At 72.1% G+C, this 23,697-nt stretch carries 24 protein-coding genes; 16 read left to right on the top strand and 8 right to left on the bottom strand.

Annotated elements, in window-relative coordinates; genetic code table 11:
- Positions 1–90 precede the first annotated feature (90 nt).
- Positions 91–1,608: an acyl-CoA synthetase gene (locus GUY59_RS16530; protein ID WP_138207460.1), complete on the top strand. Its 1,518-nt coding sequence runs from the start codon at positions 91–93 to the stop codon at positions 1,606–1,608.
- Positions 1,609–1,640: 32 nt separating this feature from the next.
- Here GUY59_RS16530 and GUY59_RS16525 read toward each other — a convergent pair whose 3' ends face one another.
- From GUY59_RS16525 to GUY59_RS16510, 4 genes are read right to left on the bottom strand one after another with little or no spacing between them, the layout of a single operon-like run.
- Positions 1,641–2,648, bottom strand: a complete 1,008-nt coding sequence (locus GUY59_RS16525; RefSeq protein ID WP_138207458.1) for a hypothetical protein — start codon at positions 2,646–2,648, stop codon at positions 1,641–1,643.
- Entirely contained in the window at positions 2,645–3,169 is a 525-nt protein-coding gene (locus GUY59_RS16520) for a SigE family RNA polymerase sigma factor (RefSeq protein ID WP_138207456.1), read from the bottom strand. Before GUY59_RS16520 ends, GUY59_RS16525 begins: the two co-directional genes overlap by 4 nt.
- A gap of 55 nt (positions 3,170–3,224) precedes the next feature.
- The gene (locus GUY59_RS16515; RefSeq protein ID WP_138207455.1) at positions 3,225–4,190 is read right to left on the bottom strand and encodes an adenylate/guanylate cyclase domain-containing protein; all 966 of its coding nucleotides are present in this window, start codon (positions 4,188–4,190) and stop codon (positions 3,225–3,227) included.
- A 57-nt stretch (positions 4,191–4,247) separates the two neighbouring features.
- On the bottom strand, positions 4,248–4,994 hold the full coding sequence (locus GUY59_RS16510; protein ID WP_138207453.1) for a FadR/GntR family transcriptional regulator: 747 nt from the start codon (positions 4,992–4,994) through the stop codon (positions 4,248–4,250).
- An 85-nt stretch (positions 4,995–5,079) separates the two neighbouring features.
- Between GUY59_RS16510 and GUY59_RS16505 the strand changes: the two genes are divergently transcribed.
- The 8 genes from GUY59_RS16505 to GUY59_RS16470 are packed head-to-tail and all read left to right on the top strand — an operon-like array spanning position 5,080 to position 13,770.
- The gene (locus GUY59_RS16505; RefSeq protein ID WP_138207451.1) at positions 5,080–6,564 is read left to right on the top strand and encodes an ABC transporter substrate-binding protein; all 1,485 of its coding nucleotides are present in this window, start codon (positions 5,080–5,082) and stop codon (positions 6,562–6,564) included.
- Positions 6,561–7,502 (top strand): ABC transporter permease, encoded by a 942-nt coding sequence (locus GUY59_RS16500; protein WP_138207449.1) that lies wholly within the window; start codon positions 6,561–6,563, stop codon positions 7,500–7,502. Before GUY59_RS16505 ends, GUY59_RS16500 begins: the two co-directional genes overlap by 4 nt.
- A gap of 13 nt (positions 7,503–7,515) precedes the next feature.
- Complete coding sequence (locus GUY59_RS16495) at positions 7,516–8,346, top strand: ABC transporter permease (protein WP_138207447.1); 831 nt, start codon at positions 7,516–7,518, stop codon at positions 8,344–8,346.
- Positions 8,343–9,263: an ABC transporter ATP-binding protein gene (locus GUY59_RS16490; protein WP_138207445.1), complete on the top strand. Its 921-nt coding sequence runs from the start codon at positions 8,343–8,345 to the stop codon at positions 9,261–9,263. The genes GUY59_RS16495 and GUY59_RS16490 overlap by 4 nt, the downstream gene beginning before the upstream one ends.
- Positions 9,232–10,032: an ATP-binding cassette domain-containing protein gene (locus GUY59_RS16485; protein WP_138207443.1), complete on the top strand. Its 801-nt coding sequence runs from the start codon at positions 9,232–9,234 to the stop codon at positions 10,030–10,032. The genes GUY59_RS16490 and GUY59_RS16485 overlap by 32 nt, the downstream gene beginning before the upstream one ends.
- Complete coding sequence (locus GUY59_RS16480) at positions 10,029–11,207, top strand: M20 family metallopeptidase (protein ID WP_252375196.1); 1,179 nt, start codon at positions 10,029–10,031, stop codon at positions 11,205–11,207. Before GUY59_RS16485 ends, GUY59_RS16480 begins: the two co-directional genes overlap by 4 nt.
- Positions 11,207–12,340: a P1 family peptidase gene (locus GUY59_RS16475; RefSeq protein WP_161714570.1), complete on the top strand. Its 1,134-nt coding sequence runs from the start codon at positions 11,207–11,209 to the stop codon at positions 12,338–12,340. The genes GUY59_RS16480 and GUY59_RS16475 overlap by 1 nt, the downstream gene beginning before the upstream one ends.
- Positions 12,337–13,770 carry an aldehyde dehydrogenase family protein gene (locus tag GUY59_RS16470; protein ID WP_138203300.1) on the top strand — a complete coding sequence of 478 codons (1,434 nt, stop codon included), beginning with the start codon at positions 12,337–12,339 and terminating at the stop codon, positions 13,768–13,770. The genes GUY59_RS16475 and GUY59_RS16470 overlap by 4 nt, the downstream gene beginning before the upstream one ends.
- Positions 13,771–13,983: 213 nt before the next feature.
- Here the strand turns inward: GUY59_RS16470 and GUY59_RS16465 are convergent, their stop codons facing one another.
- Positions 13,984–14,745: an SDR family NAD(P)-dependent oxidoreductase gene (locus GUY59_RS16465; protein WP_138203302.1), complete on the bottom strand. Its 762-nt coding sequence runs from the start codon at positions 14,743–14,745 to the stop codon at positions 13,984–13,986.
- A 72-nt stretch (positions 14,746–14,817) separates the two neighbouring features.
- On the bottom strand, positions 14,818–15,357 hold the full coding sequence (locus GUY59_RS16460; RefSeq protein WP_138203304.1) for a GNAT family N-acetyltransferase: 540 nt from the start codon (positions 15,355–15,357) through the stop codon (positions 14,818–14,820).
- Between the two features lie 233 nt (positions 15,358–15,590).
- On the opposite strand from GUY59_RS16460, the gene GUY59_RS16455 reads away from it, so the two are divergent.
- The gene (locus GUY59_RS16455) at positions 15,591–16,118 is read left to right on the top strand and encodes a type II toxin-antitoxin system prevent-host-death family antitoxin (RefSeq protein WP_138203307.1); all 528 of its coding nucleotides are present in this window, start codon (positions 15,591–15,593) and stop codon (positions 16,116–16,118) included.
- Here the strand turns inward: GUY59_RS16455 and GUY59_RS16450 are convergent, their stop codons facing one another.
- The gene (locus GUY59_RS16450) at positions 16,119–16,301 is read right to left on the bottom strand and encodes a DUF1918 domain-containing protein (protein WP_138203309.1); all 183 of its coding nucleotides are present in this window, start codon (positions 16,299–16,301) and stop codon (positions 16,119–16,121) included. It lies immediately after the preceding gene.
- An 84-nt stretch (positions 16,302–16,385) separates the two neighbouring features.
- Positions 16,386–17,252: an NAD(P)-dependent oxidoreductase gene (locus GUY59_RS16445; protein ID WP_138203311.1), complete on the bottom strand. Its 867-nt coding sequence runs from the start codon at positions 17,250–17,252 to the stop codon at positions 16,386–16,388.
- Positions 17,253–17,312: 60 nt separating this feature from the next.
- On the opposite strand from GUY59_RS16445, the gene GUY59_RS16440 reads away from it, so the two are divergent.
- The 6 genes from GUY59_RS16440 (at position 17,313) to GUY59_RS16415 (ending at position 23,693) form a co-directional block, all read left to right on the top strand.
- On the top strand, positions 17,313–17,975 hold the full coding sequence (locus GUY59_RS16440; protein WP_138203313.1) for a TetR/AcrR family transcriptional regulator: 663 nt from the start codon (positions 17,313–17,315) through the stop codon (positions 17,973–17,975).
- A 189-nt stretch (positions 17,976–18,164) separates the two neighbouring features.
- Positions 18,165–19,010, top strand: coding sequence for an alpha/beta fold hydrolase (locus GUY59_RS16435; protein ID WP_138203315.1), 846 nt, complete (start codon positions 18,165–18,167; stop codon positions 19,008–19,010).
- A gap of 60 nt (positions 19,011–19,070) precedes the next feature.
- Complete coding sequence (locus GUY59_RS48725; protein ID WP_201760948.1) at positions 19,071–19,409, top strand: alpha/beta fold hydrolase; 339 nt, start codon at positions 19,071–19,073, stop codon at positions 19,407–19,409.
- Positions 19,410–19,483: 74 nt separating this feature from the next.
- Positions 19,484–20,959: a CehA/McbA family metallohydrolase gene (locus tag GUY59_RS16425; protein WP_138203317.1), complete on the top strand. Its 1,476-nt coding sequence runs from the start codon at positions 19,484–19,486 to the stop codon at positions 20,957–20,959.
- Between the two features lie 26 nt (positions 20,960–20,985).
- Complete coding sequence (locus tag GUY59_RS16420; protein ID WP_138203321.1) at positions 20,986–21,999, top strand: extracellular solute-binding protein; 1,014 nt, start codon at positions 20,986–20,988, stop codon at positions 21,997–21,999.
- Entirely contained in the window at positions 21,999–23,693 is a 1,695-nt protein-coding gene (locus GUY59_RS16415) for an ABC transporter permease (protein ID WP_138203323.1), read from the top strand. Before GUY59_RS16420 ends, GUY59_RS16415 begins: the two co-directional genes overlap by 1 nt.
- Positions 23,694–23,697 lie beyond the last annotated feature (4 nt).

The following is a 23,697-nucleotide window of genomic DNA, read 5'->3' as shown; positions in this document are numbered from 1 at the left end:
GCCCGCCATCGGCGCCGCCGCGCAGGCGCGAAAGGGGAGAAAACGGTTAGGATCACCCGAACTTGGTTCTGCGCGACTGGAGGACATCCCATGATCCGCCGGCATGCCATCGGTGACCTGCTGCGGCGCTCGGCCGCCCGCCACCCCGCCAAGACCGCCATCGTCTACGGCGACGTGCGGCAGAACTACGCCGACCTCGACCTGACGGTCAATCGCACGGCCAACGCGCTGGCGGCGCGCGGCGTCGGCAAGGGCGACCGGTTCGCGGTGCTGAGCCACAACAACCACGCGTTCGTGGTCGCGTATTTCGCGCTGGCCCGGCTGGGCGCGATCTCCGTGCCGATCAACTTCATGCTCGGGAGCGACGAGGTCGCGTACATCCTGCAGCATTCCGGCGCGACCGGGATGCTGGTGGAGGAGGCGCTGCTGCCGGTGGCCGCCGCGGCGGCGGGCCCGCGGGTCGCCGTACGCGGGGTGATCGGCACGGCGGCCGGTGAATGGGAGGCGTTCGCCGACTGGGAGGCCTGCGACGACGCGTCGGAGCCGCAGGCCGACATCGCCGACGACGACCCGGTCCAGCTCATGTACACCAGCGGCACCGAGTCGCGCCCCAAGGGCGCCATGCTGTCGAGCCGCAGTTTGATCTCACAGTACGTCACGTGCGTCGTCGACGGCGAGATGAGTCCTGACGACGTCGAGGTGCACGCGCTGCCTCTCTACCACTGCGCGCAACTGCACTGTTTCCTCACACCCGGCATCTACCTGGGCGCCACCAACATCATCCTGCCGGGAGCAACCCCGGCCGTGATCCTGGCCACGATCGAGGGCGAGCGCGCGACGAAGGTGTTCTGCCCGCCCACCGTCTGGATCGGGCTGCTCCGCCACCCCGACTTCGCCCGCCGTGACCTGTCGTCGCTGCGCAAGGGCTACTACGGCGCCTCGATCATGCCCGTGGAGGTGCTGAAGGAGATCTCCACCCGCCTGCCCGAGGTGCGCCTGTTCAACTTCTACGGCCAGACCGAGATGGCGCCCGTCGCCACGATCCTCGGCCCCGACGAGCAGCTCACCCGGCTCGGCTCGGCGGGCAGGCCGGCCCTGAACGTCGAGACCAGGATCGTCGACGACGAGGACAGGCCGGTGCCGCCCGGCGTGGTCGGCGAGATCGTGCACCGCAGCCCGCATGCCATGCTCGGCTACTGGAACGACCCCGGCAAGACGGAGGAGGCGTTCCGCGGCGGTTGGTTCCACAGCGGCGACCTGGGCGTCATGGACGCCGACGGCTACCTGTCGGTGGTCGACAGGAAGAAGGACATGATCAAGTCGGGCGGCGAGAATGTGTCGAGCCGCGAGGTGGAGGAGGCCATCTACCAGCATCCGCAGGTCGCGGAGGCGGCCGTGTTCGGCGTGCGGAACGAGCGGTGGATCGAGGCGGTGACGGCCGCGGTGGTGCTGCGCGAGGGCGCCGGGGTGACGGCCGGCGAGCTGATCGTGTTCCTGCGGGAGCGGCTGGCCGCCTTCAAGACGCCGAAGCGGGTGGTGTTCGTGGAGTCGCTGCCCAAGAACGCCTCGGGCAAGGTGCTCAAGCGGGAACTGCGCGACCGGTTCTGACCGGCCGCCGACGGCGGCCGGTCAGGGCGCGGTCACTTCACGTACGCCGCCACCGACCAGCGGACCGGCCGGTTGGTGGCCTCACCCCGCAGGCCCACCTTCCCGGTGATCCTCACCTTCCCGCCCTTGGGCACCGTGGTCTCTCCCATGGCCAGCGGGAAGGGCCCGCTCTTCCAGGTGGCGCAGTCCGCGGTCACACCGGAGTCCTCGCCGTTGATCCGGTAGGTGAACCACATGCGCCCGGCCAGGTCGCCCGTGCAGAGCTGTTCGAGGCCGAGCTTTCCTCCCGGGCTCTCGACCACGAGTTCGAAGGAGCGGTCGTCGTCCCACACGCCGGCGGACTTCGCGGCCAGTTTCATGCCGCCCAGCCTGGCGGGGAACGCTCTGGGCTCCTCCGGCTCGACCGGCTCGGCGGGCGGCGTCCACTCATAGACACCCAGTCTCCAGGCGGCGTGGTGCGGCGTCTGCGGCCTGCACTTCCCGCCCTTCCTGTCGCTCACGCAGCCGTACCCGGACGTGACGGTGTCGAAGGTGACGGTGATCTCCGTGGCACCCTCCGGCACGACCAGCGGCTTGAGCTCCATGTCCGTCCCGCACCTCAGGAAGCCGGCCTCCTGGAGTTCGCCGTTGACGCGGATATGCGGTGGCTGGCCGGTGGGCTTGCCCGCGCAGAGCCCGGCCGCGTCCAGCGGCTTGCCCGAGACGGGAACGGTGACCGACGTCTTCTGGTCGGGTTCGGCCTTCAGCTCGGCCGTGGCCACCCGCCGGTACTCGGTGCCGTCGCCGGAGGTGAACGTCTCGGGCAGCGAGGACGCCGGCCCGGCCGCCGCGGTGATCTCCCTGGCGGGGACATCGGCCGCGCCTGGGATGAGGGAGACGCCGAGCACCGCGGCCGCCGCCACCGCCGTACCGGCCAGGACCCTCCTACGGATGCGTGCCCTGCGGACGCGGGCGCGGATCTGGTCGTGCCGGTGCGGGTTGGCGGGAGCCGGCGCCTCGGCCCGCTCCCGCAGGACGTCACGCAGGTCGTGCGCGCTCATCGGTGCAACTCCTTCACGATCGACTCGTCCACTCGCAGCTTGGCCAGCGCCTTGGCACACTGGCTCTTGACCGTGCCCTCCTGACAGCCCAGGACCGTGGCCACCTCGGCCACCGGCAGGTCTTCGTAGAAGCGCAGCACGACCACCGCGCGCTGCCGGGGCGGGAGGCGGCGGACCGCCCGCCACAGCTCCTCCCGCTCGTCGCAGGGAGGGTCATGTGACGCGCCGTGGGGCAGGTCGTCGCTGGGCAGTTCCCTGCGCCACCTGCGCCGCCACCAGGACGTGTACGTGGTCACCAGGACCCGGCGCACGTACGCCTCGGGCTCCTCGATGCCCGGCCAGGCGAACCAGGCCTTGGCCAGTGACTCCTGCAGCAGGTCCTCCGCGACCCCCCAGTCGTGGGTCAGCAGGTACGCCGTGCGCAGCAGCCGATCCGACCGGGTCGCCACGAAATCTTGAAATATCGCCCTATCCGCCAACGTGAGTTGCCTCCTCGAAGCTTGCTGACGGTAGTGACGCATCGAGCGCGACGGCAGGTTGCCCCCGCCGCGGGGTCGCCAGGCCGGGGTGCCGCGGTCAGGAGGTCTCGGCGCGCGTGACCGTGAACGGGACCAGCTCGCCCAGCCCTCGCACCGACAGCCGGTCGACCGCCCGCAGCCGGAACGCCCGGTCGTCCTCCAGTTCCTCCGCCAGCTGCGGATCGGCCAGGATCGTGCCGGGCAACGACAGCGCGGTCAGCCTGCTGGCCAGGTTGACCGTGGTGCCGAACACGTCGCCCATGCGCCACATCACCGGCCCGGCCGCCAGCCCCACCCGCAGCTCCGGCATGTCCTTGCCCCGGGCGTGGGTCTCCACCAGCCGCACCGCGATCTCCGCCGCCACGTGCGCCTCGTCGGCCACGAACAACACCGAGTCGCCCAGCGTCTTGACCACCCGCCCGCCGGACGAGGTCACGATGTCGGCCGAGCGCCCCTCGAACCGGTCGACCAGACTGGCCAGCTGGCTCAGCGTGATCTGCCGGCTCAGCCGGGTGAACGCGACCAGGTCGGCGAACCCGACGGACAGGCGCACCGCGCTCATGTCCTGGCCCGCGATGCGCCCCGCGGCGGCGGCGAGCTGGCGCTGCCAGGCGTAGACCAGCAGCCGCGCCAGGTCGGGCACCACCAGCTCGGCCCGCCTGCGCCAGGCCCGCGGCCGCTCCTCCAGCGGCACGCCCGCCTGGTCGAGCGACTCCACGCCCACCTCGGCCTGCGACTCGGCCAGCCTGGTCGTGGCCCGGCCGATGGAGCGGGCGATCAGCAGCATGTGCTCCTCGTCGTAGGCGCCGGAGCCGACCATGCGCAACATCGTCCTGAGCGCCTCGACGTCGGAGTCGGTGAACTCGACCGCGTCGTCGGCCACGTTGGGGAGCCCGAGGGCGCGCCAGAGCCGCCGCGCGCGGTAGACCGGCACTCCCGCCATGTCGGCGACCTGGTGGCTGGTGTAGCGGCGCGGCTCACGAAGGAACGCCTCGCGCAACGCGTCCCCATCATCGAGCGGCACGTGGGCAAGATAACATTCGCCGCTCCCCGTCAGGAGCCCAGTGCGGGGTCAGCGCGATCACTCCAGCAGCGCCCGCAGGGCCGGACGTTCGCCGGCCGGCACGTAGTCCGCGTAATAGTCGTACATCGCCTCGCGGGTCAGCCGGGCGGCCAGCGGCCCGTCGCCGGCGCGCACCGCGGCCAGCACCTCCTCGTGGTGCTCGATCGTCTGCCGCATCAGCGCCCGCTTGTCGGGGGCGGCGGCGAGCTTCTCCGAGACGAGCCCGAGCACGATAGAGCGGACGACGTCCGTGCAGATCTGGATCAGCTTGTTGCCGCTGGCCCGCGCCACCACGTCGTGGAAGGCGACGTCCTCGGCCACGAACGCGTCGTGGTCGGCCGCGGCGCGCATGCGCCCGACGGCCGCGTCCATCTCGGCGAGCTGCCCGTCGGTGCGCAGCCGGGCGGCCAGCAGGCTGGCCGACGAGTCGAGCACCATCCTGAACTGCACCAGCTCGGCCAGCGACAGCTCCGCGACCCTGGCCAGCGTGGTCATCGACTTGTGCAGGGCGGCGGGCGTGAACGGCAGCACCTCCGCCCCGTGGGGATCGCCGGGACGCGAGCGCACCAGGCCGCGCGCCTGCAGCACCCGAAGCGCCTCGCGCACGGTGGATCGGCTGACCGAGAACTGCACCATCAGCTCGCGTTCGCTCGGCAGCCGCTCGCCCGGGCTGAGCGAGCCGCTCTCGATGGCCTCCTCGACCTGCTCCACGACCCGCTCGTAGGCGCGTACGGCACGCACCGGCTCGAACCGCGGACCACCCATGCAATCCCCCTTGACCCGAGCCGCCGACGACTGGCAATGTGCAGCCTACTGGTCCGACCAGTGCACTAGCCAGGAGGCTGAAGACATGAGGCGCATCGGCATCTGGATCGCCGTCGGCGGTCTCCTGCTGGGCACGGCCGCCTGCGGCGGCGGCGACGGCGGGGGGTCCGCCCCCAAGGCGCAGTCGTTGTCCGTCGGGTTCGTGGCCGAACCGGCGAACCTCGACTTCACCTCCACCGAGGGCGCCGCGATCCCGCAGGCGCTGCTCGTCAACGTCTATGAGGGCCTGGTCAAGCTCGACCAGGAGGGCAGGATCGTGCCGCTGCTGGCCGAGAAGTGGGAGGTCTCCGACGACCGGAAGACCTACACCTTCACCCTGCGCGACAACGTCACGTTCTCCAGCGGCGCGCCGTTCACCGCCGACGACGTGGTGTTCTCGCTCGACCGGGTGCAGTCCGACTGGAAACTCAAGATCAAGTCGCAGCTCGACGTCGTCGACAAGGTGGAGAAGAAGGACGACACCACCGCCGTGGTCAGGCTCAAGCAGCCGAGCAACGGCTTCCTCTACTCGATGACCACCAGGCTGGGCGCGATGTTCAGCCGCACCGGGGTGTCCGACCTGGCCAACAAGCCCGTCGGCACCGGCCCGTACGTGCTCGGCTCGTGGCGGCGCGGCGACTCCGTCCAGCTCGACGCCAACCCCTCCTACTGGGGCACGAAGCCCCCGCTGTCGTCGATCACGCTGAAATACTTCAGGGACGCGACGGCGATGAACAACGCGCTGCTGACCGGCGGCATCGACGTCATCTCCAGCGTGCAGGCGCCGGAGTCTCTGCAGCAGTTCGCCGACCCCAACCGCTTCGAGGTGATCGAGGGCACCACCAACGGCGAGGTGGTGCTGTCGATGAACAACGCCCGCCCGCCGTTCGACGACAAGAAGGTCAGGCAGGCGGTCCGGCACGCCATCGACCACAAGGCGCTGCTCGACACCGCCTGGGCGGGGCGCGGTGGGCTGATCGGCTCGATGGTGCCGCCCACCGACCCCTGGTACGAAGACCGCACCGGCGACTACCCGTACGATCCGGCCAAGGCCAAGCAGCTGCTCGGCGGCAAGACGTACAACGTCAAGATGCGCATCCCCAACCTGCCGTACGCGGTGAGCAGCGCCCAGGTCGTCAAGTCGCAGCTGGCCCAGGTGGGCATCACGGCCGAGATCGAGCCGCTGGAGTTCCCCGCCCGCTGGCTGGACCAGGTGTTCACGAAGGGCGACTACGACCTGTCGATCATCAACCACGTCGAACCCCGAGACATGGGGATTTTCGCTGATAAGTCGTATTACTTCGGTTACGACAATCCCGAGTTCGGCGAACTCCTCGCCTCCGCCGACCGGGGCACCGAGCAGGAGCAGAGCGACGACCTCAAGCAGGCCGCCAAGCTCCTGTCCGAGGACGCCGCGGCCGACTGGCTCTTCCTCTTCCCCAACCTGATCGTGGCGAAGAAGGGCGTCACCGGCCTGCCGAAGAACGCCATCTCGGAGTCCTTCGACTTCACCGCACTCGCCAAGCAGTGACGTTCTACCTGCTCAAACGACTGGCGGTGCTGCTCGCCGGCATCGCCGTGGCCGCCGTGGTCGTGTTCGCGTTCATGTCGCTGCTGCCGGGCGACCCGGCCGAGATCGCGCTCGGCGTCAACGCCACGCCCGAGGCGGTGGCCGCGCTGCGCGAGCAGTTCGGCACCGACCGGCCGCCCGTCGTGCAGTTTCTCGACTGGTCGGGAGGGCTGCTCCAGGGCGACTTCGGCACCTCCTACGTGACCAGCTCGCCCATCGGCCCGCAGATCGGCGACCGGCTCGGCGTGACGGCCGTGCTCGTGCTCGGCGGCATGGCGGTGGCGCTTGTGCTCGCGGTGCCGCTGGGCACGTTCGCCGCCGTGCACCACCGCGACCCGCTCGGCGCGGTGATCAGCGCGGCCAGCCAGGTGGGCATCGCCATCCCCGCGTTCCTGGCCGGCATCCTGCTGGTGTACGTGTTCGCCGTGCAGGCCCAGGCGCTGCCGTCCGGCGGCTACGTGCCCTTCGCCGAGGACCCGGGGGAGTGGCTGCGCGGCCTGCTGCTGCCGTGGGCGTCGCTCGGGCTCGTCCAGGGCGCGGTGCTCACCCGCTACGTGCGCAGCGCCGTGCTCGACGTCATGCGGGAGGACTACCTGCGCACCGCCCGCGCCAAGGGGCGGGGCAGCACGGGCGCGTTGTGGCGGCACGGGCTGCGCAACGCCTCCGTCCCCGTGGTCACCGTGCTCGGCCTGCAACTGGCCACGCTGCTGATCGGCGCGGTCGTGGTCGAGCGGGTCTTCGTCATCCCCGGCCTCGGCGACCTGCTGCTGAACGGCGTCGCCGGGCGGGACCTGCTGCTCGTCCAGGGCGTTGTGATGGTGCTGGTGGCGGCCGTCCTGCTGATCAACTTCGTGGTGGACGTCGCCTACCACCTGCTCGACCCGAGGCTTCTGCGGTGAACCGGAGGACACGATGAGGGGCAGGGCGAACGCCGGGCTGGTCGCCGGCGGCGCGCTCGTCGGGCTCGTGGTGCTGACGGCGGTGGCGTCGTTCTTCTGGACGCCGCACGACCCGACGCTCGTGGACGCCGCGCGGAAACTGCGCGAGCCGGGCGGCGGCTACCTCCTAGGGGCCGACAAGTTCGGCCGCGACACCTTCAGCCAGCTCATGGTCGGCGCGCGCACCACCCTCTACGTCGGCGTCGTGGCCGTCGGCATCGCCGCCGCGCTCGGCGTCCCCCTCGGCGTGATCGCCGGGATGACGCCGCGCGGCTGGCTCTCGGAGCTGATCATGCGGGTCAACGACCTGGTGTTCGCCTTCCCCGCCCTGCTGCTCGCCGTCATGCTCGGCGCGGTCTACGGAGCCGGCACGCTCACCGCGATGATCGCGATCGGGGTGGCCACCGTGCCCGCGTTCGCCCGGGTTGCCCGCGCCGCCACCCTCCAGATCATGGTGACCGACTACGTCCTGGCCGCCAGGGCGGCGGGGCGCCGGCGGCCGGCCATCGCCGTGCGGCACGTGCTGCCGAACATCGGCTCCATGCTGATCGTGCAGGCGTCGGTGTCCTTCGCGATCGCGATCCTCGCCGAGGCGGCGCTGTCGTTCCTCGGCTTCGGCACCCGCCCGCCCACGCCGTCGTGGGGCCGGATGTTGCAGGAGTCGCAGGAGCTGCTGTTCTCCACCCCGCGCCTGGCGCTCTGGCCGGGCCTCGCCATCGCGCTGGCCGTGCTCGGCTTCAACCTGCTCGGCGACGGCCTGCGCGACCACCTGGACCCCAAGCTGAGGAGGGTCGAGGAGCGGTGAGCACGCTGAAGGTCGAAGGGCTGAGCGTCCGGGCAGGGGCGCTGGAGCTCGTACGCGAGGTGTCGTTCGCGATCGCGCCCGGCGAGCGCGTCGGCCTCATCGGGGAGTCGGGGTCGGGCAAGTCGCTGACCGCGTTGTCGCTCATGGGCCTGCTCCCCGAGGACGTCACCGCCTCGGGCACGGCCCGGCTGGGCGGACGTGACCTGGTCGGCGTGCCGGAGAGCCGGGTCAAGGACCTGCGCGGGCGCGAGGTGTCCATGGTCTTCCAGGAGCCCATGACCGCGCTCAACCCGCTCATGCGCGTCGGCGCCCAGGTCGCCGAGGTCATGACGCTGCACGGCACGCCCCGCCACGACGCCCGTGAACGCGCCGTCGCGCTGCTGGACCGCGTGCGCCTCCCCGAGCCGGCACAGGTCGCCCGCGCGTACCCGCACCAGCTCTCCGGCGGCCAGCGGCAGCGCGTCATGCTCGCCATCGCCCTGGCCAACGGCCCCGGCCTGCTCATCTGCGACGAACCCACCACCGCGCTCGACGTCACCGTGCAGAAGCAGATGCTCGAACTGATCGCCGAGGTCGCGCCCGCGCTGCTGCTCATCACCCACGACCTCGCCGTCGTCGCCTCCGTCTGCGAACGGGTCCTGGTCATGTACGGCGGCCGCGTCGTCGAGAGCGGATCCATCCGCGAGGTCTTCACCCGCCCTCGCCACCGCTACACCGAAGGGCTGCTGGCCGCCTCCAGACTCACCCCGCGCGGCACCCGGCTGCCCACCATCCAGGGCAGCGTCCCCCCGGCGGGCCGCTTCCCCGGCGGCTGCGTGTTCAGGAACCGCTGCCCCCACGCCACCCCCACGTGCGAGGCGGCGCCGGCGCTGACAGGAGAGGGACATGCCTTCGCATGCTGGCACCCCGCTGATTGAGGCGAGCGGCCTCAACCGCGTCTACCACCGGCCCCGCACCTCGCTCACCAGGCCGGGCGCCGCCGTCCACGCGCTGCGCGACGTGTCGCTGACCATCCGGCGCGGCGAGCGGTTCGGCATCGTCGGCGAGTCCGGCTCGGGCAAGTCCACGCTCCTGCGCCTGCTGTGCGCGCTCGACCGGCCCACCAGCGGCTCCATCCGCTTCGACGGGCAGGAGATCTCCGGCCGGCCGGAGAAACGGCTGCGGTTCCTGCGCGAGAACCTCCAGATCGTCTTCCAGGACCCGATGAGCTCGCTCGACCCCCGCATGCGCGTACGCGACCTCGTCGCCGAGCCGCTCGTCGCCCTCGGCCTCCCGGCCGGCGACCGGGTGAAGGAGCTGCTGGCCGACGTCGGGCTGCCGCCCGAGGCCGCCGACCGCTACCCGCACCAGTTCTCCGGCGGGCAGCGGCAGCGCATCGCCATCGCCCGCGCGCTCGCGCCCCGGCCGCAGGTGCTGGTCGCCGACGAGCCGGTCAGCGCGCTTGACGTGTCCGTACGCGGGCAGATCCTCAACCTGCTCGCCGACCTCGTCGACGACCTGGGCCTCACGCTCGTCTTCGTCTCGCACGACCTGTCCGTGGTGCGGCACGTGTGCGAGACGGTCGCGGTCATGAACGCGGGCGAGATCGTGGAGACCGGGCCCGTGGACGACGTCTGGGAGGCGCCCGCCCACCCGTACACGCAGGAGTTGTTGCGGGCCGTACCGACATTGGAGGGTTTGTGGTGATCGAGGTCGACGCCGGCGGCGTGGTGGAGTTCACGCAGGCGCTGGTGCGGATTCCCAGCACCAACGACCCGGCGCGCGGCCGTGACGAGCGGCCCGCCGCCGAGCTCGTCGCGGCGAAGATGCGTGAGTGGGGCTGGGAGCCGGTCGTGTACGAGGCCGCGCCGGGACGGCCCAACGTCGTGGCGGTCGTCGAGGGCGGCGGCGGCGACGGGCCGACCCTGATGTTCGAGGGCCACACCGACGTGGTGACCGAGGGCGACCTGTCCACCTGGACCGTCGACCCGTTCGGCGGCGAGATCCGCGACGGGCGGCTGTGGGGTCGGGGCAGCGCCGACATGAAGTCCGGGCTGGCCGCCACCCTGTACGCCACCCGCGCCCTGCAACTCGCTGGACCGTTCCCCGGCCGGATCAAGGTGTGCGCCCTGGCCGACGAGGAGGGCCTCATGATCGGCGCCCACCACTTCGTCTCCGAGGGCCTGGCGGCCGACGTGGACGGCGCGATCGTCGCCGAGCCCGAGGCGGGCGAGATCTGCGCCGTCGCCAAGGGCGCCCTGCGGCTGCGCGCCGACCTCACCGGCAAGATGGCCCACGGCGCGATGCCGCAGCACGGCCGCAACCCCATCCAGGCCGTGGCCGAGCTGCTCGCCGGCCTGCGGGCCCTGCAGGACGAGCTGCAGACGCTGCATCCGGCGCACGAGCACCTCGGCGAGGTCTACGTGACGCCGACCGTGCTGCGGGCCGGGTCCGAGGAACAGGTCAACGTCATCCCCGCCGTCGCCTCCGTCTTCATCGACGTGCGGACCATCCCCGGGGTCGAGCACAAGGTCATCGCCGAGCGGGTGGCGGCGCTCGCCGGCCGCGACGGGATCACCGCCGAGGTGTCGACGCTGGTGGACCGGCCGCCGGTCGACGTGCCCGTTGCCGACCCGGTGGTGGCCGCGCTGGCCGCCGCGCACCGCACCGTGACCGGGCGGGAACCGGTGTACGGCGGCGTGCCCGGCTCCACCGACGGCACCGTGCTGACCCACTGGGGTGGCATCCCCTCCGTCGTCTACGGGCCGGGCGGCAAGTGGATCGCCCACCAGGCGGACGAGTTCGTCGAGGTCGCCGAGATCGTCCAGTGCGCCAAGGTGTTCGCCGAGGCCGCCCGCCGGTTTCTGACCGGGGACCACTGATGCGCGCCGGCCCCGCCAACTCCCTGGTGGACGTCCCCGGCCTGCGCGTCGGCCACGCGCAGCGGGTCGGCGGCGGGCACCGCACCGGCACCACCGTGGTCGTGGCGCCCGCCGAGGGCGCGGTGGCCGGGGTCGACGTACGCGGGGCCGCGCCGGGAACCAGGGAGACGGAACTGCTCGACCCGCGCAACCTCGTGGAACGGGTGCACGCCGTGGTGCTGTCGGGCGGCAGCGCGTTCGGGCTGGGGGCGGCGTGCGGAGTCGTGGACCGGCTCGCCGACGCGGGCATCGGGTATCCGGTGGAGGGCGGTGCCGTACCGATCGTTCCGGCGGCCGTCATCTTCGACCTCGGCCGGGGCGGCACGTTCCGCGCCGTCCCCGACGCCGCCCTGGGCGCCGCGGCGTACGACGCCGCCCTCACCCCTTCCCCTCGGCCGGTCACCACCGCCCCTTCCCCTGGAGGTCCCGCCTTCCGGCCCGCCGGCACGTCCGGTCCTGGTGGCGGGTCCGCGTCCGGCGGGGGATCCGGCCGCGGGGTGACGTGTACGACGGCGCCGGCGGGCGCGAACGGGTCGGTCGGGGCCGGAACCGGCGCCGTGGCGGGCGGGCTGGCGGGAGGCGTGGGGACGGCGAGTGCCGTGCTGCCGGGCGGCGCCACCGTGGCCGCCCTGGCCGTCGTGAACGCCGCGGGCTCCGTGCTGGACCCGGCCGACGCCACCCTCGCCGGCGCCAGGTACGGCCTCCCCGGCGAATTCCCGCTCGGGCCGCCCACGCCGGAGGAGGCCGCCGCCTGGCGACCGGAGAACGCTCCGTCGTTCAACACCACCATCGGCGTGGTGGCCACCGACCTCACCCTCACCAAGGCCCAGTGCGGCAAGCTGGCAGCCGTCGCCCACGACGGCCTGGCCAGGGCGATCAGGCCGGCGCACACCATGACCGACGGCGACACCATCTTCGCCCTGGCCACCCGCGTCCGCCCTGCCCCCGGCCACGACCTGCTCCAGGACGCCCTGGCGGCGGTGGCCGACGTGTTCAGCCGCGCGGTGGCGCACGCCGTGCTGACCGCGACCGGCCGCGAGGGCGCGCCCGCGTACCTCGACGTGTTTCCCAGCGCCCTACGGAAAGAGCCATGAGCATCGAGCAAGCCTGGCCCGCCGGACTGCCCATCGGCGACGGATGGGCCGAGACCGCGGTCACCACCGACGTGATCTTCCCCTACGACGGAAGCCGGGTCGCCGCGGCCCCGCAGGGCACGGCGGCGCACGCCCGGCAGGCGCTCGACGCGGCGCTGGCCGCCGCCCCCGCCATGGCGGGGCTGCCCTCGCACGCCCGGCGTGCCGCGCTCACGCACGCCCACGACGCGCTGGAGGCGGCCCGCGAGGAGTTCGAGCGGCTTCTCGTCCTGGAGACCGGCAAACCGCTGGCCGACTGCAAGGTCGAGGTCGCGAGGACGCTGGTCACGCTGGCCACGGCCGCCGAGGAGGTCGCCAGGCTGCACGGCGAGACCGTGCCGCTCGACCTGCTGCCGTCGGGGGAGGGGCTGATCGGGTTCTGGACGCGCCGGCCGATCGGCGTCGTCGTCGGCATCACCGGTTTCAACTACCCGCTGCTCCTCGCCGCCCACAAGATCGCCCCCGCCGTGGCCGCCGGCTGCCCCGTGATCGTCAAGCCGGCGCCCGCGACCCCGCTGGCCACGCTCTGGCTGGTCCATCTGCTGCGCTCGGCCGGCGCGCTGCCTCCGGCCGCCGTGCAGCTCGTCACCGGGGACGTCGAGGTGGGCAGGACCCTGGTGGAGGACCGGCGGATCGGCGCGGTCTCGTTCACCGGCTCGGCCGCTGCCGGCCACGCCATCGCGCGCGGCGCCGCCCCCACCAAGGTGCTGCTGGAGCTCGGCTCCAACGCGGCGCTCGTGGTGGCGGCCGACGCCGACCTGGAGGCGGCCGCCGACGCGGTCGTGCGCGGCGGCTACTACGCCTCTGGCCAGGCGTGCATCTCGGTGCAGCGGGTGCTGGTCGAAAAGCCCGTACGCGACCGGTTCCTCGCCCTGCTGGCCGAGCGCGTCGAGAGCGTCACCGTCGGTGACCCCCGGCTGCCGGGCACCCGCGTCGCCCCGCTCATCGACGAGGCCGCCACCGACCGCGTGCTCGCGTGGATCTCCGGTTCGGGGGTGGAGCCGATCGCCGGCGGGCACCGCGTCGGCCGCGCTCTGGCGCCCACCGTGCTCGCCGACGTCCCCGACGGGGCCGCCGCCTGGGACGAGGAGATCTTCGGTCCTGTGGTGTGCGTGCGTACCGTGCCCGACCTCGACGCCGCCTTCGCCGCGGTCAACGCCTCACGGTACGGCCTGCACGCGGCGGTCTACACCCGGTCGCTGGCCACGGCGTTCGCGGCCATCGAACGCATCGAGGCCGGGGGAGTGGTGGTCAACGACGTGCCGGGCTTCAGGGCGGACAACATGCCGTACGGCGGCGTGAAGGACTCGGGCTCCGGCCGTGAGGGCCCGAGGTTCGCGATCGAGGAGCTGACCGTCACCAGGATGGCCATCATCCGGCCGCAGGCGTGACCCGCCTTCGCCGCCTCTGGCGGGCGGCGTAGGCGGCTGCGCACAGAAGCGCCGCGAGGCGGTTCTCCTGCATCCTGCGCAGACTTCATCTGCGCGACCGCACCCGGCTCGCCCTCCACATCGCCAGGTCGTCCTGACACCTCACCCGTGCCGCCGGATCGGCCGGTCGCCGCGGGCCCACCCGTCCGCATGCGCCGGGACCCTGGCGCGGGGTCAGTTCGGGGGGTCGAAGCGGCCGTCGACGGCGGTCCAGCCGCCGTCCACGTGCAGGACCGAGCCGGTGACGAAGCTGGCCGCGTCGCCCGCCAGGTAGACGACCGCGCCGGCCATCTCCTCGGCCCCCGCCCACCGGCCGAGCGCGCTCTTGGCGGCGTACGCGTCGTACCAGCCCGGGTCGTTCTTGATCTGCTCGGTCAGCGGCGTCTCCACCACGCCCGGCGCGATCGCGTTCACCCGCACCCCGTGCGGCCCGAACTCGGCCGCGGCGGTCCGCAGCAGCTGCACCAGCCCGGCCTTGGTGGCGGAGTAGACGCTCTGCCCTGGTTCGGTGACGGACGCCCGGATCGAGGCGAACCCGATGATCGAGCCGCGCCCCCGCTCCACCATGCCCGCGCCGAACGCGCGTATCACGTCGAACGAGCCCCGCAGGTTCAGCCCCACCACCCGGTCGAACTCTTCGCCCGTGTAGTCGAGCAGCCGTTTGCGCACATTGGTCGCGGCGGTGAACACCAGGACGTCGGCGGGCTCCTCGTCGGCGAGGCGGCGTACGGCCTCGGGGTCCAGGACGTCGACCAGCCGCGCGCTGCCCGCGCACCGCGCGGCGGTCTCCTCGGCCGCGGGCAGGTCGCGGTCCGCGCACACCACGGAGGCCCCGTGGGCGGCCAGCGCCAGCGCCGCCTCCCTGCCGATGCCGCTTCCCGCCCCGATCACCACGGTCCGCCGCCCGTCCAGGCGGAACAGCGCGTCATATCTCATATGAGGCACCCTAGTCACTGGTCAGACCAGTGCACCAGGTCTCGCTCCACGCGGCTGACCGACGGACGCCGGTCAGCGGGACGGCCGCCAGGCTGAGCGCAGCAGTTCGTACTCCACCTCGCCCTGCTCCGACCCCTCGATGAGGTCGGGCCAGTCCTGGAAGAACGTGCGGACGTACGTCAGCCCGCACCTCTCCATGACCCGCCGTGACCCGAGGTTGACGGCCATCGTCTGAGCGAACACCCGGCGGGCGCCCAGCTTCTCGAACGCTTCGCGGATCAGCGCCCGCGAGCCCTCGGTGGCGTACCCCTTGCCCCAGGCCCACTTGTGCAGGCGGTAGCCGAGCTCGGGTTCGTCGGCGGGCATGCCCCGGGGAGCACGCAGGTGGAACCAGCCGATGAACGCCTCCGAGGACTTCTCGTGGGTGGCGAGGAAGTCCGCCGCGATGAACGCGGGCAGCGTCTCTCCGGCGATCACCTCGCGCGGCGTCGGCTTGCCGCCGTTGAGGTAACGCATGACCTCGGGATCGTTGTGCAGGTCGAAGAGCAGGTCCTCGTCGGCCTCGGTGAAGCGGCGCAGGACCAGCCGCTCGGTCTCCAGGTGAACGTTCACGGGAAAACGGTAGCCAGCCGGGTCGTACGAGCTCGACAGGTTTTCGCGCGGCGCGAGACTCCCTCCAGGCGCCATCTAGGCTACCTGTGGCGGTCCGGGCAGGCCGTGGCTCTGCTGCGCCGCGCTGTTGAGCTCGGCGTCACGCCGCATGACGGTCACCGTGCTCAGGGTGCGGGGAACGGATTCTGTAAGGCGGCTTGCGGAAATTTCGTAAGGGGGCTTACGATCTGCGGATGATCGACACGGAACGGCCCGCGTACGACGAACTCGTGGCCCGCCTCGGCGTGCCGCTCGGCGTGGAGGACGCCCGCGCCCGCTGGGGTTCGCTCGTGCGGGAGGCCAGGAGCGGCACCACCACGCTGATCACCCGCGAGCGCTGGGAATGGGCCGCGCTGGTGCCGCTGTCCGCGGTGCCCGGAGTGCTGAGCGGCCTGCCGCTGGTGCCGCTGTCGACGGCCCGGGCCAAGCTCGGCGACCTCGTGCGCCAGGTCGCGCATCCGTACGAGCACGAGCCCGTGCTGCTGTCCCGGCACCGCAGGCCCGTGGCCGCCCTGGTCGCGGCCGCCGGGTTGACCGACGGCTCCGCTCCGCGCACGCTGCCCACCGCCGACGTGATGCTGCTCGGTGGCGGCACCATCGTCCTCGCCCTCGACGCGCACGGCCGGATCACCGCCAGCGTGCGCGACCAGGAGGGCGCCGAGGTCGCGCTCGGCACGGGCGACAGCATCGAGCAGGCCCTCGACGCCCTGGAGAACGGCTGATCAAGCTGGTTGGACCACCGCGTCGGGCCCGGGGAAGACGAGGTGCTCGCTCCCGTCCTCGAACCTGACGACGTAGGGCGGAGTGCCGTCAGGGCCGCGGACCTCGATGATCTCGCCCTTCCTGTCTCCCTGGCCCACGACATGACCATGGACGATCAGCACGTCGCCGACGCTTGCCTGCATGGTGACTCCCCTCGGCCGGCTCTGAAGGCTCATCCCCACACTGCACCAGGCGCGCGGCCGCGCAAAGGCGACTGGCCGTGCGGGTCAGCGTGCGAGCTCCTCCACGATGCCCGTGAAACCCTCCTCGCCGCGGCCGTCGGCGATGCGCCGCTCGACCAACGTCAGGAGGTCTTCGAGCTGGGCGGTGCCGAGCTTGGCGGAGGCACGCAGCCGGACGAGGTGCTCCAGCACCGGCGCGTGCTCGGTGAGGGAGGCCGGGCCGCGCGGGTAGGCGCGGTCGCGGACCTCGCGGGCCGTCTCCTCGGCCGCCGCGACGACGTACCCCATCTGCTTGGCCGCGAACGGCGCGAACGTCTCCGGCGCGACGCCCCCGCTGCCGCCGGCCAGCGCGAGGGCGTTCAGGTAGGCGAACGTGGTGTCGTACCAGAGGCCGAGCAGCGCGAGGTCGTACAGCCCGGCCTGGCCGGGGTCCCCGCCGGCATGGTGGGTCGTCCCAAGCGGCTCCAGCGCCGGGCGGCAGTCGGCGAACACCCGCGCCGGGCCGCTGTAGATGAGCGTGGCATCCGGCGTGCCGAGGTCCGCGGGGCTCGCCTGGATGACGGCGCCGAGGTGGGCGGCGCCGTGCTCACCGGCCGTCGCGGCGGTCTCGCGGGCCTCGTCGGGGGTGCCGGTGGTGAAGTCGACCACCGTACGCCCGGCCGCGGCGGCGCCCCCGGCGGCCAGCACCTCCATGACCGCGTCGTGGCCGGTCAGGCAGAGGACCACGAGATCGCTCGCGGCCATCGCGTCGGCGACCGTGCCCGCGTGCCGCGCGCCGCGCACCACGAGGGGGGCGGCCTTCGCGGGGGAACGGTTCCAGACCGTGGTCGTGTGCCCGTGCTCCAGGAACGTCCGGGCCAGGGCGCCGCCCATGGCGCCGAGGCCGAGCACCGTCACGGAGAGTTCGTTCATCGGGGATCCTCCTCATAACATTACGGGTCGTAACGTAACATAAGAGCTAGACTCGGAACCGTGCAACCACGTCAGGAAGGGCGGGCCCCTCGTGCCGGCCGCCCGCGCGACCCGCAGATCGGCCGTACGGTGCTGGACGCGACGCTGGCCGTGCTGGACGAGGCCGGCTACGCCCGGCTCACCATCGAGGAGGTCGCACGCCGGGCGGGCGCGACCAAGCCGGCGATCTACCGCCGCTGGCCCGACCGGCGGCGCCTGGTCCTGGCCGCGCTGGCGACCAGGCTCGGCACCGCCCGCACGCCCGACACCGGCTGCACGCTCTGCGATCTCAACGAGGGCATCAACGTCTTCGTCGCGGCGTTCCGCCGGATCAGGCCCGGCGTGCTGGGGCCGCTGTTCGCCGACTGCGCGGCCGAGCCGCGGGCGCGCGAGACGTTCATGACGACGTTGTTCGAGCCGCCGAGGGCGGCGGTGGCCGAGATGATCGAGCGTGCGGTCGCGCGCGGCGACCTGCGCGGCGACCTCGACCGCGACCTGGTGCTCGACCTGCTGGGCTCGCTGGTGCACTACCGCGCGTTGTTCGGGCACGCGCCGATCACGGCGGAGCAGGTCGAGAACGCCGTCGCGACGGTCCTCGGCGGCATCGCCACCGACTACCCGGCCCTGCTGGCGCACAGCCGCCAGGTCACGGGCGACCCCCGTACGCACACCGCCCACGGATAGCCCTCTCTGTCCGCGTCGCCTCCGGCATCCGGTGCCGGGGCGTCGTCGTGCTGTCCGGGAAGGAGCCGGCGGAGGCCTGGTCGGGCCGATTTTCTTTCCTGGGGGTTCTCAAGATAACCTAGGAGCTCTAGGTTCGAACCTATGCCCCCTAGGCTCGGCGACCGGTCAACCGCGAGAAGGAGTTCCGTCATGACAGACCCGACGACCGGCAAGCTGCGTGTCGACGGCGCGAGCCTGCACTACGAGGTGCGCGGCCAGGGCCCGCTCCTGCTGCTCATCCCCGGCGGGTCGGGCGGCGCGGCGTCGTTCGACGGCGTCGCGGGAGACCCGGCCGATCACTACACGGTCGCGACCTACGACCCGCGCGGCATCGCCCGGAGCACGCTCGACGATCCCGAGGCCGAACAGCGGGTGGCCGAGCACGCCGACGACGCGCTGCGGCTGCTGGATCTGCTGTCGCCCGATGAGCCCGCCCGCGTCTTCGGCGCGAGTTCCGGCGCGATCGTCTCCCTGCACCTGCTCACCGCCCATCCGCGGCGCGTCGAACGCGTCGTCGCGCACGAGCCGCCGGTCGTGGAGGTCCTGCCCGACGCCGCCGGGCATCGTGCGCTGATCGCGCGGGTGCGGGAGACGTTCGAGGCGGAGGGGGTCATGCCCGCGATGTCGGTGTTCGCGGCGGGGCTGCGGAAAGGCGGCGCCGCGCAGGCCGCGCCTGCCCCGCCGGCGGAGACGCAGCTCCCGCCGCAGGCGGCGGCGCGGGCCGAGCAGACGATGGCGGGCCTGCCGTACTTCGTCGGGCGCATCGTTCCCGCCTTCATGTCGTACGTCCCGGACGTCGAGCGGCTGGCGGCGTTGTCGGACCGGCTCGTGCTCGCATGCGGCCAGGACTCGCGCGGCGAACTGCCCTACCGCCCCGCCGCCTACCTGGCCGGGCGGTTCGGCGCCGAGCTCGTCCATTTCCCCGGCGGGCACATCGGCCTGACCACGCACCCGGCCGAGTTCGGCGAGCTCCTCCTGAAGACCTTGCGTGCCTGAACCGCGAACGCGCCGCACCAGCCGACGGCGATCACACCGACTGAGCATGAGAGACACACCGTGACAAACTCGCACGAGACGACAACGACCATCATCGACGGCCCCGCCGGTCGCCTCGCGGTGACCGACCACGGCGGGCACGGGCCCGACGTCGTGCTGATTCACGGCGCCAACCGTTCCCCGCTGGACTGGGAGCCGCTGCGCCGCCACCTCCCGGGAGCCCGGCTGGTCGCGTACGACCTGCGCGGCCACGGCCGCTCCGACGCCCCCGCCGACGCCCGCCGCCGGGCCGCGCAGACCGCCGCACTGGTCGCGGGGCCGGCCGTGCTCACGGGCGAGCAGGTGGAGGCGATGTGCCGCCGGCTCACGGGTAGACAACAGATTGCCCTTATGTCTTAACAAAGCGTTGACATGCCGTTCATCTGATGGATAGAAAGCATTAACCATCCAGACAGGACGGAGGCGGGCACCGCATGATCGGCCGGACCGAGCTGCTTTCGGTGGCGACCACCCTGCCGGAGCCGGCGTTCGACCTGCACTACCTGCACTGTCCGCTCGACGTCCCTGACGGGGTGGGCGAGCTGGAGCTGGTGCTGGAGTACGACAAGATCGTCGACGTCGTGCAGATCTACGCGGTGCTGCTGGAGCCCGACGGCACGTTCCGCGGCCACGTCCAGTGCCCAGGAGGTCCGGGACCGCGCCGGCTGGTGATCAGGGTGGGCACGGACGGGGCCGGTCCCGGCTGCGTCGCCGGGCCCGTCCCCGCCGGCCGCTGGACCGTACGGCTCGACCTCGACCGGCACAAAGCGCCGGCTCCGTACACGTTGACCGTGCACGCGACCCCGGCGACCGGCGCGGCCCCCGCGACACGCTCGGCAGGCCGGGAGGCGCGGTTGCGGGAGCCCATCGGCGGGACCGGCTGGTACCGCGGCGAGCTGCACAGCCACTCCACCCACTCCGACGGCCGCCGGCCGGTCGCCGACCTGGTGCGCGCCGCCAGGGGAGCGGGCCTCGACTTCCTGGCCGTCACCGACCACTTCACCGCCGCCCACTGGCCCGACCTCGACCACCACATCGACGACCGCGACGACCGCGACCACGACGGCCGCGACCGCCGCGACGACGACCGCGGTCGCGGGGGTGTCGTGCTGCTGCACTCCATGGAGCTGACCAGTCACCGCGGTCACGCCAACCTGCACGGCCTGACGCGCTGGGTCGACACCTACGTCGACCGTCCCGGCCACACCATGGTGGACGTGGCGGCCGATGTGCACGAGCAGGGCGGCCTGGTCTGCGTCAACCACGCCTTCAGCGGCGACCAGGCCTGGCGGCGCTTCGACACCCCCTGGGACGCCGTCGATCTCATCGAGATCGCCCACCTGCAGCAGGGCGCCAACAACGACGCCCAGATCGGCCTGTGGGACCGTCTGCTGACCTCCGGGCACCGGGTGATCGGCGTGGCGGGCAGCGACTGTCACGACCCGTCCGACCCGGAACAGGCCCTCGGCCAGGTGGTCACCGTCGTGCACGCGGACGAGGGCAGCGAGCGCGGCGTCGTGGACGGCCTGCGGCGCGGGCGCGTGTACGTCTGGCGGGGCGCGGACATCGACATGCAGGTCAACGGCGCCCCCATGGGCGGAACGGCGACGGCGCCCGGCGGGCGGGTCCAGGTGGACGTGGACGTGCGGGCGGACGAGCCGGTCGTGGTGTTCGTGCTGCGCGACGGGCTGCTCATCAACGTCGTCCCCGCCGCCGACAAGCCGGGGGAGTGGCAGCGGATCACCGTCGAGGACCGGCTCGGCGCAGGCCCCGAGCTCGGCGCCTGCTACCGGGCCGAGGTCCACGCCGACCCCGGCAGGAACGATCCCCAGTTCTGGGCGAGCTCCCTCCGGGACCACAGCTCGCTGCGGGCCGCGGGCAACCCGGTCTGGGTGCGCGCCGACGGCTGAAACCCCCTCGTGTCAGGAGACAGTTCATGCGGTATGCCACGACGCTCGGCGCCGGTCTGCTCACACTGGCCCTCACGGGCTGCGCGGGCGTGCTGACCAACAACGCGACCGCGGGCCAGAGCGGCGACGACAACACGGTGACGCTCTATGCGGTGAGCGGTCCCGAGGTGACGGATCCGATCCTCGGCGCGTTCAAGTCCAAGCACCCCGGCATCAAGGTCAACAGGATCGGCCTGCCGGGGACGGGAGAGGCGTTCGCCCGGGTGCGGGCCGAGAAGGACCGGCCGCTCGGCGACGTGATCTGGGGCGGCTCGTCGGAGCTGTACACCGCCAACGCCGACCTCATCGCCCCCGTCGAGCTGCCGAACGACGCCGCCACCGTGGCCAAGGACCCCGACCACATCTGGCACGCCACCGACCTGCTCTTCCAGGCGATCGCCGTGAACACCGACAAGTTCCCCGACGCGGCCGGGCACCCGAAGACGTTCGCGGACCTGGCGGAGCCGGGGTACGCGGGTGGGAAGGTGGGTTTCGCGACGCCCAAGTCCTCGGGCACCTCCTACAGCCTGCTCACCACCATGGTCACCCTGCACGACTGGGACTACGTCGATCGTTTTGTCAAGAACGCCCGCATGCTCGATGGTTCGACCGCGATGTTCAACATGGTCAAGGACGGCGAGGTGGGCACCTCGTTCATCAACGAGGACCTGGGCGCCAAGTGGATCGACGCCGGCGCGAAGATCAAGCTGATCTACCCCGAGGACGGCGTGTCCGGCCAGATCGGCTCCGCCGGCGTCATCAAGGGCGCACAGCACGAGGCGGCCGCCAAGACGTTCGTGGACTTCCTCATGTCGAAGGAGGCCCAGCAGATCATGGTCGATGAGGTGCAGCGCCGTTCCTCGCGCGGCGACGTGCCCGCGCCGAAGGGCCTGCCGCCGGTCGAGCAGCTCAAGCGGGCCGACGTCGACGAGAAGTGGGCGGCGGAGAAGAAGGACGAGATCCTCGCCAAGTTCGACGACGCCGTCAAGAGCGCGGGCTGATGGCGGCCTCCACGACCGCGCGAGGACGGCCGGGCCGCCGGCCCCGGTCGAACTGGCGCGACCCGTGGCGGCTCGCCGGGCTGGCCGCGCTGCTCATCCTGCTGATCTTCATCGTCTACCCGCAGTTGTGGATCGTCAGGGCGGCGTTCACCGACGACGCGGGCGCGTTCACGCTCGCCAGGTTCGGCGCGTTCGTCACCGACGCGCGGTTCACCGAGCCGCTGGTGCACAGCGTGGTCGTCAGCCTGTCGGTGGGCGCGGGCGCGGCGCTGGTGGCGGTGCCGTTCGCGTTCGTCATGGCGCGTTACCGCATCCCCGGCCGGCAGGGCCTGCTCACCATGCTCACGATGGCCACCACCTCGCCGCCGTTCCTGGGCGCGTACGCGTGGCTGCTGCTGCTCGGCAGCGGCGGCATCATCACCAAGGCCGCCAGGGAGGCCGGCCTGCCGCTGCCGTTCGAGTCGATTCTCGGTGTCGGCGGCATCATCTGGGTCGGCGTGTGGTTCACCTTCGCCCTGATCTTCCTCATGGTGTACGACGCCCTCAGGGCGGTGGATCCGGCGTTGGAGGAGGCCGCCGCGTCCGTCGGGTCGAGCCCGTGGCGCACCCACTGGAAGGTGACGCTGCCCCTTGCCGTGCCCGCCATCGCCACCGGCTGCTACCTGGCAGCGATGCGGATATTTGCGGACTTCGGTACGCCGATGCTGATCGGCGGCGGCTACTCGATGTTGCCGGTCGTGGTCTACCAGAACTTCATGTCCGAGGTCGCCGCCAGTCCCGGCGTGGCCGCCACGGCGAGCCTCATGATGGTGCTCGTCTCGGGGCTGGCGCTGGTGGCCCAGCGCAGGATCGTGGCCAGACGCTCGTTCGCCGTGACGGGAGGCAGGGACCAGCCGCTGCGCGAGCTGCGCCGGGGCCCCAGGGCGCTGGTGCTGATCGGCGTCTGGACGGCGCTGCTGCTCGGGTTCGTGCCGCACCTGGTGGTGCTGCTCACCAGCTTCCTGCGCTGGCAGTCGGGCATCCTGCAGTGGGAGCCGACGCTGGAGAACTACCGGCGGCTGTTCGAGGAGTCGCTGCAGCCCATCGTGCTGAGCTTCGTCTTCGCCGGCATCGCCTGCCTGATGGCGCTCGTGATGGGCGTCGTGGTGGCCTACATAGTGGCGCGCAAACGGTTCAGGGTCTCCGGCCCGCTGCTGAACAACCTCGTCATGGTGCCGTACATCCTGCCGGGCACGGTCTTCGCGATCGGGTTCATCCTGGCCTTCAACCACCTGCCCGTCATCCTCACCGGCACCGCGCTGATCATCGTGGTGGCGTACTTCATCCGGCGGCTGCCGTACGTGATGAAGTCCATCGAGGCCGCGCTCGGTCAGGTGCACCCGTCGCTGGAGGAGGCCGCGATGAGCGTGGGCGCGCCGCCGCGGCGCAGCTTCCGCGACATCGTCGTGCCGATCATCAGGCCCGCCGTCATCTCCGGCGGCACCGTGGGATTCCTGCAGATGATCACCGAGCTGTCGGCCACGGTCATGTTGTACGCGGTGCCCTGGGTGACCATGACCGTGGTCATCTTCACCAACGCGATGCAGCCGGGCAGCCCGTTCGGCGTCGCCTCGGCCATGACCACGGTGCTGCTCGTCTCCGTCTACGTCCCGCTCTACCTGCTGCGCCGTCGCTACAAGACGGTCTCCCTGTGATCCG

The sequence above is a fragment of the Nonomuraea sp. K271 genome, assembly GCF_009908215.1.
Taxonomy (GTDB): domain Bacteria; phylum Actinomycetota; class Actinomycetes; order Streptosporangiales; family Streptosporangiaceae; genus Nonomuraea; species Nonomuraea longispora.
This window is presented reverse-complemented; position numbering and strand designations above follow the sequence as displayed.

Excerpts from the sequence above, each read along its gene's own strand:
- GUY59_RS16470 (WP_138203300.1), top strand. The coding sequence starts at position 12,337 with ATGAGCATCGAGCAAGCCTGGCCCGCCGGACTGCCCATCGGCGACGGA.
- GUY59_RS16520 (WP_138207456.1), bottom strand. The coding sequence starts at position 3,169 with ATGCGTCACTACCGTCAGCAAGCTTCGAGGAGGCAACTCACGTTGGCG.
- GUY59_RS16510 (WP_138207453.1), bottom strand. The coding sequence starts at position 4,994 with ATGGGTGGTCCGCGGTTCGAGCCGGTGCGTGCCGTACGCGCCTACGAG.
- GUY59_RS16485 (WP_138207443.1), top strand. The coding sequence starts at position 9,232 with ATGCCTTCGCATGCTGGCACCCCGCTGATTGAGGCGAGCGGCCTCAAC.
- GUY59_RS16435 (WP_138203315.1), top strand. The coding sequence starts at position 18,165 with ATGACAGACCCGACGACCGGCAAGCTGCGTGTCGACGGCGCGAGCCTG.
- GUY59_RS16415 (WP_138203323.1), top strand. The coding sequence starts at position 21,999 with ATGGCGGCCTCCACGACCGCGCGAGGACGGCCGGGCCGCCGGCCCCGG.
- GUY59_RS16420 (WP_138203321.1), top strand. The coding sequence starts at position 20,986 with ATGCGGTATGCCACGACGCTCGGCGCCGGTCTGCTCACACTGGCCCTC.
- GUY59_RS16450 (WP_138203309.1), bottom strand. The coding sequence starts at position 16,301 with ATGCAGGCAAGCGTCGGCGACGTGCTGATCGTCCATGGTCATGTCGTG.
- GUY59_RS16505 (WP_138207451.1), top strand. The coding sequence starts at position 5,080 with ATGAGGCGCATCGGCATCTGGATCGCCGTCGGCGGTCTCCTGCTGGGC.
- GUY59_RS16465 (WP_138203302.1), bottom strand. The coding sequence starts at position 14,745 with ATGAGATATGACGCGCTGTTCCGCCTGGACGGGCGGCGGACCGTGGTG.
- GUY59_RS16425 (WP_138203317.1), top strand. The coding sequence starts at position 19,484 with ATGATCGGCCGGACCGAGCTGCTTTCGGTGGCGACCACCCTGCCGGAG.
- GUY59_RS16525 (WP_138207458.1), bottom strand. The coding sequence starts at position 2,648 with ATGAGCGCGCACGACCTGCGTGACGTCCTGCGGGAGCGGGCCGAGGCG.
- GUY59_RS16495 (WP_138207447.1), top strand. The coding sequence starts at position 7,516 with ATGAGGGGCAGGGCGAACGCCGGGCTGGTCGCCGGCGGCGCGCTCGTC.
- GUY59_RS16445 (WP_138203311.1), bottom strand. The coding sequence starts at position 17,252 with ATGAACGAACTCTCCGTGACGGTGCTCGGCCTCGGCGCCATGGGCGGC.
- GUY59_RS16530 (WP_138207460.1), top strand. The coding sequence starts at position 91 with ATGATCCGCCGGCATGCCATCGGTGACCTGCTGCGGCGCTCGGCCGCC.
- GUY59_RS16475 (WP_161714570.1), top strand. The coding sequence starts at position 11,207 with ATGCGCGCCGGCCCCGCCAACTCCCTGGTGGACGTCCCCGGCCTGCGC.
- GUY59_RS16455 (WP_138203307.1), top strand. The coding sequence starts at position 15,591 with ATGATCGACACGGAACGGCCCGCGTACGACGAACTCGTGGCCCGCCTC.